At 72.6% G+C, this 12,685-nt stretch carries 10 protein-coding genes; 8 read left to right on the top strand and 2 right to left on the bottom strand.

The genetic code is table 11. The annotated features are described in order from the left end of the window. Positions 1-41 precede the first annotated feature (41 nt). The 4 genes from OG389_RS17165 (at position 42) to OG389_RS17150 (ending at position 4,552) form a co-directional block, all read left to right on the top strand. Positions 42-1,454, top strand: a complete 1,413-nt coding sequence (locus OG389_RS17165; protein WP_328299373.1) for an N-6 DNA methylase — start codon at positions 42-44, stop codon at positions 1,452-1,454. After that, complete coding sequence (locus tag OG389_RS17160) at positions 1,451-2,758, top strand: hypothetical protein (RefSeq protein WP_328299372.1); 1,308 nt, start codon at positions 1,451-1,453, stop codon at positions 2,756-2,758. Before OG389_RS17165 ends, OG389_RS17160 begins: the two co-directional genes overlap by 4 nt. Before the next feature lie 97 nt (positions 2,759-2,855). Continuing rightward, entirely contained in the window at positions 2,856-4,079 is a 1,224-nt protein-coding gene (locus tag OG389_RS17155) for an acyl-CoA dehydrogenase family protein (protein ID WP_328299371.1), read from the top strand. Then, positions 4,079-4,552, top strand: a complete 474-nt coding sequence (locus OG389_RS17150; protein WP_328299370.1) for a nitroreductase family deazaflavin-dependent oxidoreductase — start codon at positions 4,079-4,081, stop codon at positions 4,550-4,552. The genes OG389_RS17155 and OG389_RS17150 overlap by 1 nt, the downstream gene beginning before the upstream one ends. Before the next feature lie 365 nt (positions 4,553-4,917). Here OG389_RS17150 and OG389_RS17145 read toward each other — a convergent pair whose 3' ends face one another. Further along, positions 4,918-5,565, bottom strand: a complete 648-nt coding sequence (locus OG389_RS17145; protein WP_328299369.1) for a TetR family transcriptional regulator — start codon at positions 5,563-5,565, stop codon at positions 4,918-4,920. A 280-nt stretch (positions 5,566-5,845) separates the two neighbouring features. Between OG389_RS17145 and OG389_RS17140 the strand changes: the two genes are divergently transcribed. The 4 genes from OG389_RS17140 to OG389_RS17125 all read left to right on the top strand — a co-directional run bounded on the left by OG389_RS17140 (position 5,846) and on the right by OG389_RS17125 (position 11,907). Continuing rightward, positions 5,846-6,646 (top strand): VOC family protein, encoded by an 801-nt coding sequence (locus OG389_RS17140; protein ID WP_328299368.1) that lies wholly within the window; start codon positions 5,846-5,848, stop codon positions 6,644-6,646. A gap of 120 nt (positions 6,647-6,766) precedes the next feature. Beyond that, the gene (locus OG389_RS17135; RefSeq protein WP_328299367.1) at positions 6,767-8,563 is read left to right on the top strand and encodes a hypothetical protein; all 1,797 of its coding nucleotides are present in this window, start codon (positions 6,767-6,769) and stop codon (positions 8,561-8,563) included. A gap of 244 nt (positions 8,564-8,807) precedes the next feature. Further along, positions 8,808-11,267: an outer membrane protein assembly factor BamB family protein gene (locus OG389_RS17130; RefSeq protein ID WP_328299366.1), complete on the top strand. Its 2,460-nt coding sequence runs from the start codon at positions 8,808-8,810 to the stop codon at positions 11,265-11,267. 145 nt (positions 11,268-11,412) lie between these two features. Continuing rightward, positions 11,413-11,907 carry a peptidylprolyl isomerase gene (locus OG389_RS17125; RefSeq protein WP_328299365.1) on the top strand — a complete coding sequence of 165 codons (495 nt, stop codon included), beginning with the start codon at positions 11,413-11,415 and terminating at the stop codon, positions 11,905-11,907. Between the two features lie 101 nt (positions 11,908-12,008). Here OG389_RS17125 and OG389_RS17120 read toward each other — a convergent pair whose 3' ends face one another. Beyond that, positions 12,009-12,605 carry a hypothetical protein gene (locus tag OG389_RS17120; protein ID WP_328299364.1) on the bottom strand — a complete coding sequence of 199 codons (597 nt, stop codon included), beginning with the start codon at positions 12,603-12,605 and terminating at the stop codon, positions 12,009-12,011. Between the last annotated feature and the right edge of the window lie 80 nt (positions 12,606-12,685).

Raw genomic sequence — 12,685 nt, 5'->3', positions numbered from 1 at the left:
GATGGGAGGGCACGGGTGGTGGTGAGCGCGTAGGAGGCGATGTGGCGGCGAACGAGGCCCAGGAGGCGGCGGCGCTGGGGCGGGCGACGGATGCCCTGCGCGGCGTCATGTCCGTCGAGGAGGCGTACCGCTTCGTCCTGCTCCTCGGGCTGCTGCGGCACCACGCGGAGTCGCCACGGTCCGGCGACGCGCGGTCCCGCGGGTTCGACCCGTACGCCTGGGACGAGCTCCAGTCCCCATACGAGGACGGGCATCGTCCGTACGACCTGATCCGGAGCGGCGTGGACCGCTGGGGCAAGGATCACGGACACCGCCGCGTGGCGTCCCTTCCGGACCTGACCGCGGTGAACCCGTCGCAGCTGCGTGACGTCATCGATGCGGTGGCGCGGGCGCAGAGCCCCGTCCGGCTGTTCGAACTCGTACTGCAGGTGCAGTCCCGTGGCGCCAAGGGCGGTCAGTACTTCACGCCGCGGGACGTCACGGCCCTGATCGTGGACCTGCTGGCTCCACGCCCGCACGATTCCGTCTACGACCCCGCGTGCGGATCGGGCGGTTTGCTCGTCGAATCCGCCGCGTACGTGACGGCACATGGCGGCACATCGAAGGATCTGAGCCTGTTCGGTCAGGACAGCAGTGTGGCCGCCCTGGACACCGCCGCGATGAATCTGGGTGTCCACGACCTCGACGCCCGTCTCGAAGGACCCGCGTCGAGCCTTCTCCAGGATGGCTTCCCGGAGAGGACGTTCGATGTCGTGGCGGTCAATCCACCGTTCAACCAGTCCCGTTGGGATTACGGCTACAGCCGGCACGGGGGGCTGTGGCCGCTGGGCATCCCGCCCGAGGGGAACGCCAATTTCGCCTGGGTGCAGCACTGTCTGACCAAGCTGTCGCCCGGGGGGAGGGCCGGGATCCTCCTGCCCACCGGTGCGGCGACCAGTACGCGGGGTGCCGAACGGGACATCAGGGCCCGTCTGGTCGAGTCGGATCTCCTGGCCGCGGTGGTCGAACTCCCCGCCGGCCTCATCCCGCACGTCCGCAACCCGGTGTGCCTGTGGATCCTCGCCGGGAGGAACGGCGGCAAGCCCGCCCGGGCGCGCGGCAAGGTGCTCCTCGTCGACGCGCGTGAGACCTCGGTCGCGGTGGACAAGCGGCAGCGCCTGCTCCCGAAGGAGGCCGTCGCGCGCATCGCGCGAACGTATGCGTGGTGGCGCGGGGAGTCCGGCGGTTCCCCGTACGCGGACACGCCCGGATGGTCCCGGTCGGTTTCGATCGAGGAGCTCGCCGCCCGGGACTTCGACGTACTGCCGTCCCGGACCGTACCCGCGGAGGCCGATGGCGAACCGGAGTCCGGAGTCCACCAGCGGCTGTACGAACTGACCGCCGAACTGGAACGCCACTTCGAGGAATCGCGCCGACTGGAAGACGAGCTCCGAGACCTGCTGGACAACCGGTGAGCACAGCACGAGCCGAAGAGCGCCTGCGGGCGCTCCCCGTGGGCTGGACAGTGGTGGCGCTCGGGGACCTTCCCCTGAAATCGCCCATCGGGTACGGGATCACCCGCCCCGGACCGCATGTGGACCACGGCGTGGGCATGGTCCGCGCCGCCGACGTTCAGGGCGGGCGGGTGCATCCGGACCACGTCAGGCGCGTCAGCCATCAGGTGGACCGCGACCACCCGCGCAGCCGCGTCGGCGCGGGCGACGTCCTGGTCGTGATGGTCGGCAGGGTGGGTGAAGCCGCCGTCGTCACCGAGGAGTTCGAAGGCTGGAACGCCTCCCGGACGATCGGCCGGATCAGTCTCGTCGAGCCCGGCCCGGTGGACTCCGACTGGCTCTCGGCGTGGCTCAACTCCTCTTATGCGCGCGAGTGGTGCGAAAGCCGGGCGACGGGCTCCACCTTGCAGCGCACGCTCAACCTGGCCGCGCTGCGCGAGCTGCCGGTGCCGGTGCCGCCGCTCGCACAGGCGCGGGACTTCCTTCGCCTGATGACCGTGGTGGAGGAGAAGGCGCAGGTCGACGCCGACATCGTGCGTACGGCGCCCGCGGTCGCCGACGCCCGGTTCCGGTCGCAGACGGCCGGCGGGTGGATGCCGACGCGGCCCTTCGGGGAGCTCGCGCGGATCAGCGGGGGGTCCCGCGTGCGGCCCCACACGCAGGGCGCGCAGCCGGGTCCGGCCGGGCCGGCAGGACCGGCAGGTCCGGCCGGACCCGTCGTCGCGCCCGCGGACATCCTGCGGAGCGAACTTGCGCACCTCGGTGCCACCGGCTCCGAGCAGGCCGTCACCGCCGACGTTCCGCTCTGTCCACCGGGTTCGCTGCTGTTGGCCGCCCGTGAGGGCGGCGTGCGTGTGGTGGTCAACGAGGTCGCCGTGGCCCCCGGCCGGGGCGTGCTCGTCCTGGAGCCTGAGTCCGAGGGCGACCAGTACTGGCTCCTGCACGCGATCCGTTGCCATGCCGTCGACCTGGCATCGACGGCGCAGGGTGCGGGTGGCCGCGAGATCAGCCACCGTGCCTTCGCGGCCGCCGCGGTCCCCTGGGCCCCGGCCGACGTCCGCGACCGCTTCGCCGAGTTGGCCGGTCGTCTTCACCGGCGGGCGCGCGCGGCCGCTCAGGAGATCGTCACCCTCGGCGCCCTGCGGGAGGCGCTGCTCGACGAGTTGCTCGCGGGCGGCCCGCACCGTTCCCTCGGTTCCACCCCCTCGTACGGAGCTCGCGTGGGGGGCGGGGGAGTGCAGGAGAGCCTCTTCGGCATGCGGTAGCGACCGCCGGCGGCGGAGAGAACCCGCCGCCCCCCTGTGCATCTGACGCCGCCCGGCCTAACATGACGGCCCGTCAGATACGGGGAGGAGCCCGACGATGGATGCCGCCTTCACCGCGGAGCAGGACGAGATGCGCCGTACCCTGCGCGAGATCCTGGGCAAACGCTGCGGCCCGGACGAGGTCAAGGCCGCCGTCCGCACCGCCGCCGGACACGACCGGGAGCTCTGGCGGCAGCTCGCCCAGCAGCTCGGCCTGCCCGGCATCGCCGTGGCCGAGGAGTACGGCGGAGTCGGCTGTAGCGCCGCCGACCTGGCCCTGGCCTGTGAGGAGACCGGGCGGGCGCTGCTGCCCTCGCCGCTGCTCGCCACCGCCGTGCTCGCCGTACCACTGGTCACCGCCCTGGGCACCGCGGCCCAGCGCTCCACCCTGCTCCCGCAGCTCGCGGCCGGCGGGCTCACCGCCGCGCTCGCCGTACCCGGTCCGGCCCTCGCCACCGCCCTCGCGCTGACCGGCGGCAACGCCCCGGGCGAATGGGCCGGCGGCGGCCGGGCGGGCGGGGTGCAGGCCCGTGCCGTCGACGGCGGCTGGCGGCTGTACGGGGAGGTCGCCCAGGTGCTCGACGGGCACAGCGCCTCGCTGCTGCTGGTCGCCGCGCACACGGGAGGCTTCGCCCGCAGCCGCACCCTGCTCTTCCTCGTACGGGAGGACGCGCCCGGCCTCCTGCGGTCACGGCAGACCACCCTGGACGAGACCCGCCCGCAGGGCCGCGTCCAGCTGCGCGACGTGGAAGCCGAACTGCTGGGGGAGGGGGACGGGGACGTGCTCGACGCCCTCGCCGCCACCGGACGCGGCGCCGCCGCCGTCCTGGCCGCCGAGGCGGCGGGCGCGGCCGGGCAGGCGCTCGCCCGCACCGTGGAGTACGCACAGCAGCGCGAGCAGTTCGGCCGGGCCATCGGCTCGTTCCAGGCGGTCAAGCACCGCCTCGCCGACCTCTACGTGCAGGTCCAGTCGGCCCGCTCGGCCGCCTACTACGCCGCCTGGGACCCGGACCAGGGCGGCCTCGCCCTCGCCCAGGCCCTCGAGGCGCTGCGGACCACCGCCGGGGAGGCCATCCAGCTGCACGGAGGCATCGGCTTCACCTGGGAGCACGACGCCCACCTCTACTTCAAGCGGGCGGCCGGCGACGAGCTGCTCTTCGGCCCCGCCCACCGGCTGCGCGCCCACGCCGCGGACGCCGCCGGACTGTTCGCCCCCGCACCTGTTCCCGTACCTGTTCCCGTACCCGCCCCCACACCTCGGACCGAGAAGGTGGCCGTCTGATGGCGCCCGGAGTCAAGCTGATGCAGAAGGTCTCCTCGACCCTGCTGTTCGCGAAGATCGCACCGCACTTCATCCCCGCCATGGACAAGGCCGTGCACAAACTGACCCGCGGCAAGGTCATCCTGAGCGCCCAGATGCTCCCCGGCGTGATCCTCACCGCCAAGGGAGCCAAGACCGGCGAGCCGCGGGTCACCCCGCTCGCGTGCATGCCGGAGCAGGACGGCGTGAGCTGGCTGCTGATCGGCTCGAACTTCGGCCGCCCCGGACATCCGGCGTGGACCGGGAACCTGCTCAAGAACCCTGATGCGGAAGTGAGTTGGAAGGGTCAGGACATCACCGTACGTGCCCGCCTGCTGGCGGGTGAGGAACGTGCGGCGGCGTGGCAGGCGGCGCTGAAGTTCTGGCCGCCCTACGCGACGTACCAGGCGCGCATCGAGCGCGAGATCCGGTTGTTCCGCCTGGAGCGCCGCTGATCGTCCTTCGGCCGACACCTCGCGTCGCCATGTCGTCATGGGAATCGACAAGGAGATCGTGACGGGGCAAACACCTGTCTCTTCGGTCGATCCGGACTCCCGCGGGGGACGCGGCCGGATGTTCGCCCGCACGCACCGCGGGCATGAGGGCGGCGCCGACCGCAATGCCTCGGTCGAGGTCGAGGTCGAGGTCGAGATCGAGGCCCGAGCCCGCCGGACGGGCGGGCGGCTCGGGCATCAACAGCCCTTGCAGCACCAGAGCGGTGCGGGTCCCGGCCTCCGGCCGGAGGCGGATACCCGAAGCCCGGAGGCCCGATCTGGCGAGTTGAGGGCAATCGCCCCCCGTTCACCGGGGGCGAGGGCCGTCACTTCGTAGGCTTCTTGCCCGTGATGCCCAGGTGGACCAGGAGCGCCAGGTTCGGCTTCAGCTCCGCCTGCTTGACGCCCCAGGTCTGGAAGCCCTTCTGGTGCGAGGCGACCGCGGCCAGCATGGCGACCAGCGAACCGGCCATCGCCGCCGGGCTGAGGTCCTTGTCGACCTTGCCCTTCGCCTGGAGCTCCTTCATCGACTCCGTGAGGGAGTTGGTGACGGAGTTGAGGATCTTCATGCGGATCTTGTAGAACCGCTTGTCGCCCTCGGCCGCGCCGAGGTCGACGACCCGCAGGATCGCGTCGTTGCGCCGCCAGAACTCCAGGAAGCCCTCGACGAGTTCCTCGGCCGCCGCCCAGCCCGCCTTGCCCACCCACGCGCGGCCCTCGACCAACGAGGTGAGCTGAGCACCCTCGTTGGCCATGCGCTCGGCGATCTCCAGGACGGCGCCCTCGACGTCCGGGAAGTACTGGTAGAAGGTCGCGGGGGAGGTACCGGCCTTGCGGGCGACGTCGATCACTTTGACGTCGCGGTACGGCGAGGAGCTGAGCATCTCGCTGAGGCAGTCGAGCAGCTTCTGCCTCGTCGCCTGACCGCGCCGGCCGGCAACGCGGCCGTCGACGGTGCGTACTTGTCCTGTCATGCCGTCAGCTTACCGAGGGGTGATCGGCGCGCGATTCGGCCGCCTGCAAATGGGGTTACGGGATGCCTGGCCTGGGCGAAAGCACGTCCCGTCCCGGCACCGGGACCGTTTCCGGCCGGGCGGGCGCCCCGGGCGTGCCGTCCGACATCAGGCCCTATCCCCCGAATAGTCTTATCAACAGGCTGTGGACAAGTTTTCGGGCACATCATGATCCGGAGGACATGGCTGGGCGAGTACGGCGGAGGGCGCATACCTCCGCACAACGGAAGGAACCGGGCTCATGGCCGCATTCGCGGAAGGCTCACCCTGCTGGGTCGACGCCTCCCTGCCGGACGTGGAAGCGGGCAAGCGCTTCTACGGTGAGCTGTTCGGGTGGACCTTCGCCGACAGTGCCGGAGCCGAGTACGGCCACTACACCCAGGCCTACAGCCGGGGCCGCAACGTCGCCGCCCTCGCCCCCAAGCCGGACGGCCGCATGCCGACCGTCTGGGGGATCTATCTCTACACGACCGACGCGTACGCCTGCGCCCAGCGCATCCGTGCCGCCGGCGGCCAGATGGTGATGGACCCGATGCCGGTCGGCCCGTACGGGACCGCCGCGATGGCCGCCGACCCCGGCGGGGCCGTCTTCGGCCTGTGGCAGCCCGGTACCCACCACGGCTTCGACGCCCAGATGGAGCCGTACACGTACTGCTGGAGCGAGGTCTACACCCGGGCCCGCGACGCCGTCGACGTCTTCTACGCCAAGGTCTTCGGCTACGTTCCCGAGGACCAGAACGACGACGAGGCGGGCATCGAGTACCGCGTCTGGTCCCCGCCCGGCCGTGTCCCCGGCTCGGAGACCGCCGTCCTGGGCCGCAGCCTGATCACGGACGCCTTCCCCGACATCATGCCCGCGCACTTCCTCGCGTACTTCGCCGTCCCCGACTGCGACCGGTCCGTCGCCGTGGTGCGGCGCCTGGGCGGCCGGGTCACCGCCGATCCCGTCGACACCCCGTACGGGCGGATCGCGGTCGTCGCCGACAACCAGGGGGCGGTCTTCGGGCTGCTCGCGGAACCGCGCATGAGGATGGGCCGCTAGGCGGCCCGCTGGGCGCGCCACCAGGCCGTCCGGGCGCCCGGACGGCGTACAACCATCGTGCGGTCCGGCGAGTCATGGCATGCGCAATCCAGTGGATCAAGCATGTACATGGGGGTATCCGTGCGCAGAATCAGCAGCGCGCTGACGGTGATCGGTACGACAGTGGCCCTGGCGGTGTCCGGTGCGGTGGGGGCCGTGGCCGCTCCGGCGGCGGGGACTCCGGCTCCGACGCCGGCGCCGGTCTCGGCGCCGGACGCGGCGGTGGCCCCGGACGCACCGGAGGCTCCGGAGGAAACGGCCGTTCCGACGGCGCCGGGCGTCCCGGTAGGCAAGAAGCTCTCCCTGCAGAGGGTCGCGGCGGCCGGCGAGACGGGGGTGCCCCAGGCCAACGTCACCGTCCCGTATGTCGACAAGTACCAAGCGCTGCTCAACAAGACCAGCATGGATCCCGTACGGATAGACATCCGGCCGGCGGGCAGCACGAAGGTCGTACTGAGCGTGAGCAAGTTCAGGCTCGTGCGAGAGGACGGCTCCTCCGCGGAGGACACCTTCCACTGGGAGAGCGACCCCATCGTGCTGGACGCGCTGGGCACCTACGAGGTGGACGTCTACGCCAAGAACCCCGTCACCGGCGAGCAGGGCAGCCGGTCCGACAGCAGGAAGTTCCTCTACGCGCCGGGGGCGTCCATGGATCTCTCCTCCAGCAAGGAGGAGTTCTCCCTGGACGGCCTGAGCGCGGTGGCCACCGGCAGGATCACGGCCAAGGACCCGAAGACCGGCGCCCGGGTCCCCCTCGAGGGTGTGACGGCCGTCGTGTCCACCGATGTGGTGGAGAAGAACTCCTTCCGGGGGAAGACCGACGCCGACGGCCGGTTCTCCGTCCCCTTCTCCCTCCTGGGCTCTGAGTACGTGCCGTACGTGGCCGCCCGGTTCATCGAGGACGAGGGCTACGCCTACGCGGACCAGTACCTCAAGGTCGTGGCCCAGCAGGCCTTCGTGACCCTGACCGGACCGACCACGAACCTGACCATGCAGTACGGCGGCTCGCCCGTGAGGGGCCAGCTCACCCGTCTCGCCGGCGACGGCACGGTCAAGCCGGTGGGCGCGGGGCACATCATCAACGCTGCCTGCGTGGCCCCCGCGGGCTGCACGGCTTCGACCGAAGGCTCTCGCACCAGGGCCGACGGCACCTTCACGATCACCCCCAGGGTGCAGCAGCCCGGCACCTGGAACATCGGGGTCCGCAGCCCCTGGCTGCTCAAGCCCACCACCGGCGGGACCGTCACCATCGCCCGGGTCACCAACACCACGCGGATGACCGAGGAGACGGTGAGCGCCCCCACCGCCGACGGCAAGCTGACCTTCACCGGCAAGGCGCTCATCGACGGCACCACCACGGAGAGCGCCTACATTCAGGTCGACGCCATGCGGCCGGACGGCACCTGGCAGGCGCTGCGGTCGACGCCCAGGCCGTTCAACTCGACCTTCATCGTGGCGATCGACATTCCGAAGTGGCAGGTGAACGGCTGGCGCCTCAGGGTCGCGGAGTCGAAGACCTTCGGCCCGAGCACCGGCACCCGGATCCTCAAGCCGAGCCGGCTCCACACCTGGTTCACCCCGAACAGGCTCCCCTACTCCGTACCCAAGGGGGGCGGGCTGACCATGAAGGGCACCCTGTACACACTCACCCCGGAAGGGACCGCCAAGCCGCTCGCGGGCCAGAAGGTCCACTACTTCTTCAAGGCGAACGGCTCCACCACCTGGAAGGAGATGAGCACCTCGGTCACCAGCACGACCGGCTACTACCGCAGGACGGTCATCCCCACGCAGGGCGGTGAGTGGCAGGTCCGGTTCACCGACGGCGCCAGCACCCGCTTCAACTCGTCCACCGCACCGTCGTCCGTCTCCGTCCTCTAGCAGCGGTCCGCCCGTACCCGTCGGCCCGTACCCGTCCGCGGCCGGTACCGCACTCCCCGCCGCGCCGGGGCCGGACCGGGCGCGGGCCTGACAGAATCGGGGGTGCGCGTCCCGGGCTGCGGCCGGGGGTGAGACGCTGCACGGGGCAGGGCCCCGCGTCGGCCGGCTCCTGCTGGTGGCGTGCTTGACCGAAAGAGCGGGCTCGTGCGGGCAGCCCGTACGGGGATGGGTGTGGAGGCGAGTGGTGGAGCAGCTGACGCAGCACGACCCGAGACGGATCGGCCCCTTCGAGGTGCTGGGACGGCTCGGCGCCGGCGGCATGGGGCTGGTCTATCTCGCCCGGTCGGCGTCCGGACGCCGGGTGGCGATCAAGACGGTGCGCACCGAGCTCGCCGAGGACCAGCTGTTCCGCGTGCGCTTCACCCGCGAGGTGGAGGCGGCGCGCGCCGTGTCGGGCTTCTACACCGCCGCCGTGGTCGACGCCGATCCGCGTGCGGCCGTGCCGTGGCTGGCCACCGCGTACGTCCCGGCGCCCTCCCTGGAGGAGATCGTCCACGAGTGCGGGCCCATGCCCGCCCAGGCCGTACGGTGGCTCGCGGCCGGCATCGCCGAGGCGCTGCAGTCCATCCACGGGGCGGGCCTGGTCCACCGCGACCTGAAGCCGTCCAACGTGCTGGTCGTCGAGGACGGCCCGCGCGTCATCGACTTCGGCATCGCCAGCGGGGTCTCCAACACCCGCCTGACCATGACGAACGTCGCCGTCGGCACCCCCGCGTACATGTCACCGGAGCAGGCCAAGGACTCGCGCAGCGTCAAGGGCGCCAGCGACGTCTTCTCGCTCGGCTCGACGCTGGTCTTCGCCGCCACCGGGCACCCGCCGTACCACGGGGCGAACCCGGTGGAGACGGTCTTCATGCTGCTGCGCGAGGGCCCGAACCTGGAGGGGCTCCCGGACGAGCTCCGCCCGCTGATCGACTCCTGCATGCAGATGGACGCGACGCAGCGGCCGACCCCGGCCGACCTGCAGGCGCAGCTGGCCCCGCACCTCTTTGAGGGCGGCGACGAGAGCGGCACCGCCTCGGCCTGGCTGCCCGAACGGGCCGTCGCGATGATCGAGGCCCGCCGGGCGGGCCACCGCAACGCCGCCGCGGCGGCCGCGGCGGCCGCCGCCGCCGTGCCGAAGCCGGCGGGCTCCGGACGGCCCGGCGGCCCGGGCCCGGGCGGCCACGGGCCGGGCCACGGCTCCGGTCCCGCCTCCGGTCCCGCCACGCACCGCCGCCAGCGCGGCGGAGCCGACCCCTGGACCGATCCGCGGACCGGCCAGGCCGTCCCGCAGCGGCCCGAGCACCCCCCGATGGCACCCTCCGGAGAGCCCGTCCGCCTCGGCGGCTCCCCGGTGCCGATCGGCCCCGGCCCGCAGGCCTCCGTATCGGCACCCGCCGCCCATGCCGCCGCGGCGGACTCCGCGACCGGCTGGATCCGCCCGCCCGGCGGCGGCTCGGTGGCCGGACCGGCGCCCATGGCCTCCCCGCGGTCCGAAGTCGTGCCGAGCCCCGGGCCGGCCCCGGACAGTGGCCGCTGGCGCCCCTGGCGCTTCCGGATGTCCAACGAGGTCTGGGGCACCCCGACGGTCGCAGGCGACCTGCTCTACGTCACCTCCTTCGAGGTGCACGCCCTGGACGTGGCCAGCGGCCGGCGCCAGTTCAAGACCCGCGACGTCGCCTGGTCCATGGCCGTCTCGGACGGCCGCATCCACGCCTCCGACGGCCCCTCCCTCTACGCCCTCGACTCCGTCGACGGCTCCGAGCGCTGGCGGCTGTCCGCCGAGGCCTGGGTGTACGCCCTGCGGGCGGACCGGGGCACCGTGGTCACCGCGACGCGCGGAGGCGGCGTACAGGCCTGGGAGTCGTCCAGCGGGCAGAAGCTGTGGGAGCTGTCCGGCGCGCAGAGCGAGTTCGAGACCGTCGAGGCGGCCCCCGTCCTCCACGACGGCATGGTCTACGTGTGGCAGGACGCCCGGCTGCGCGCCCTGGACGCCCGCTCCGGCCGCGAGTCCTGGTCCTACCCGATCGGTGACGCGGCCTCCTGCGGGAACGTGCCCGTACGGGTCGCCCCCGCCCCCGACGGCAACGTCTACGTGACCGCCGGCACCCGGGTGATCTCCATCGACCGGGCCTCGGGCCGGGTCCGCTGGCACTTCGAGGCCCCCGCCGTGTTCCTCGCGCCCCCGGCCTTCGCCCCCGGCGCGGCCGTCACGGGCGGCGGTGTCTACCTCGCCGACTACCTGGGCACCGTGTACGCCCTGGACGCTGCCACCGGCACCGACCGCTGGCGCATCGCCACGGAGCCCCGGCAGTCCGCCGACCCGGTGGTCGTGGCCGCGGGCAACGTCCACCTGGGCGCGGGCAGCGCCGTCTACACGCTCGACGCGGTCACCGGCACCCCGAAGTGGCGGTTCGCGGCGGGCGGCGAGATCACCGGTTCACCGGCGGTCGCCGACGGCCGGGTCCACTTCGGCTCGGCCGACCACTGCCTGTACACCCTCGACGCGGCGGGCGGCCAGCTCCGCTGGAAGCTGGCCACCGGCGGGGAGATCACCGGAGCCCCGGTGGCCGAGGCGGGCGTGGTCTACGCGTGCAGCAAGGACCGCTGCGTGTACGCCCTGGACGCCGCCAAGGGCACGGGCACCCGCACGGGCGGCTGAGCCGGGGGAGGCCCCGGCCGGGCTCCGCCGGGCCCGCGACCGAGCCCCCGGCCGGGCCCGTCCTGAGCTGCGGCTGAGCGGTCCCGGGGTCGCGTCGTGGCCCCTCGGGGCCGCGCACCGTACCGGGAGTGACAGGATGGACCCCATGAGCAACGTATTCTTCGACATCGCCATCGACGGCCAGCCCGCCGGCCGCATCGTCTTCAACCTCTTCGACGAGGTCGTCCCGAAGACCGCCCAGAACTTCCGCGAGCTCGCCACCGGCCAGAACGGCTACGGCTACGCCGGCTCCGGCTTCCACCGCGTGATCCCGCAGTTCATGCTGCAGGGCGGTGACTTCACCAACCACAACGGCACGGGTGGCAAGAGCATCTTCGGCGAGAAGTTCGCCGACGAGAACTTCACCCTGACGCACGACCGTCCGTACCTCCTGTCGATGGCGAACGCCGGCCGCAACACCAACGGCTCGCAGTTCTTCATCACCACCGTCGTCACCTCCTGGCTCGACGGCAAGCACGTCGTCTTCGGCGAGGTCGTCGAGGGCAAGGAGATCGTGGACGCGATCGAGAAGCTCGGCAGCCCCTCGGGCTCCACGCGCGGCAAGATCGAGATCACGGCGTCCGGCGTCGTCGACGCCTGATCCCCACCCCGTCCGCAACGGCTGGCCGGCCCCGCCCCCTCAGGGGGGACGGGGCCGCCGTCATGTCCGGGTCCCTGGTGCCCGCCGCGGCTGCGGGGGGCCTACGAGTGGTCCTGCGGCCGGGGCGGCCAGGCCGACGGGGGCTGGGGGTGGGCCGGGTCCGGGTCAGCGCCAGGGCCAGGGCCAGGGCCAGGGCCAGGGCCAGCGTCAGCGTCCGGGTCAGGAGGGGCCGCGTCGTGGTAGGGCTCGGGAGCGAGGTCGCGCTCGCGGTCGCGGCGGCGGGGCCGGCCGCTCATCACGGCCGCCGCAAGGATGAGGACCGCTCCCGCCCCGAAGGCGTTGGCGAGGCCGTCGCCCAGGCCCGTGCCGTCGCCGCCGACCGAGAGGCCGCCCGCCGCCTGGCCCTGGCGGACCATCCACAGCACGGCGAAGCCCAGGACGACGATTCCGGCGAAGGCCATGAGCAGGCGCGAGCGCAGCACGATCGCCACCAGTACGACGAGGGCGGCGAAGAGGAACGGCAGCAGGATCGAGCCCAGCAGGGCGGCCCTGGTGTCGGTGATCCCGGCGGCGGTGAAGAGCTCCTCGATGCGGTAGTCGCGTCCGTGACGGCCGTCGTACCAGGCACGGAAGGGGCTCCAGACGGCGGCCGTCGCTCCGATCAGACCCATGAGCGAGCCGAGTACGTTGCGGATCATGCCCGGCCCTCCGGGGGAGTGGGTCTGGATCTCGGTCCCGACGCTACGCCCGCCCTCCGGCTCCCGCACGCGGGGCGGCG

This window comes from Streptomyces sp. NBC_00435 (assembly GCF_036014235.1).
In the GTDB taxonomy this organism is placed as follows: Bacteria; Actinomycetota; Actinomycetes; order Streptomycetales; family Streptomycetaceae; genus Streptomyces.
Note: the sequence above shows the minus strand (reverse complement) of the source record. Positions and strands in the feature narration are given on the sequence as shown.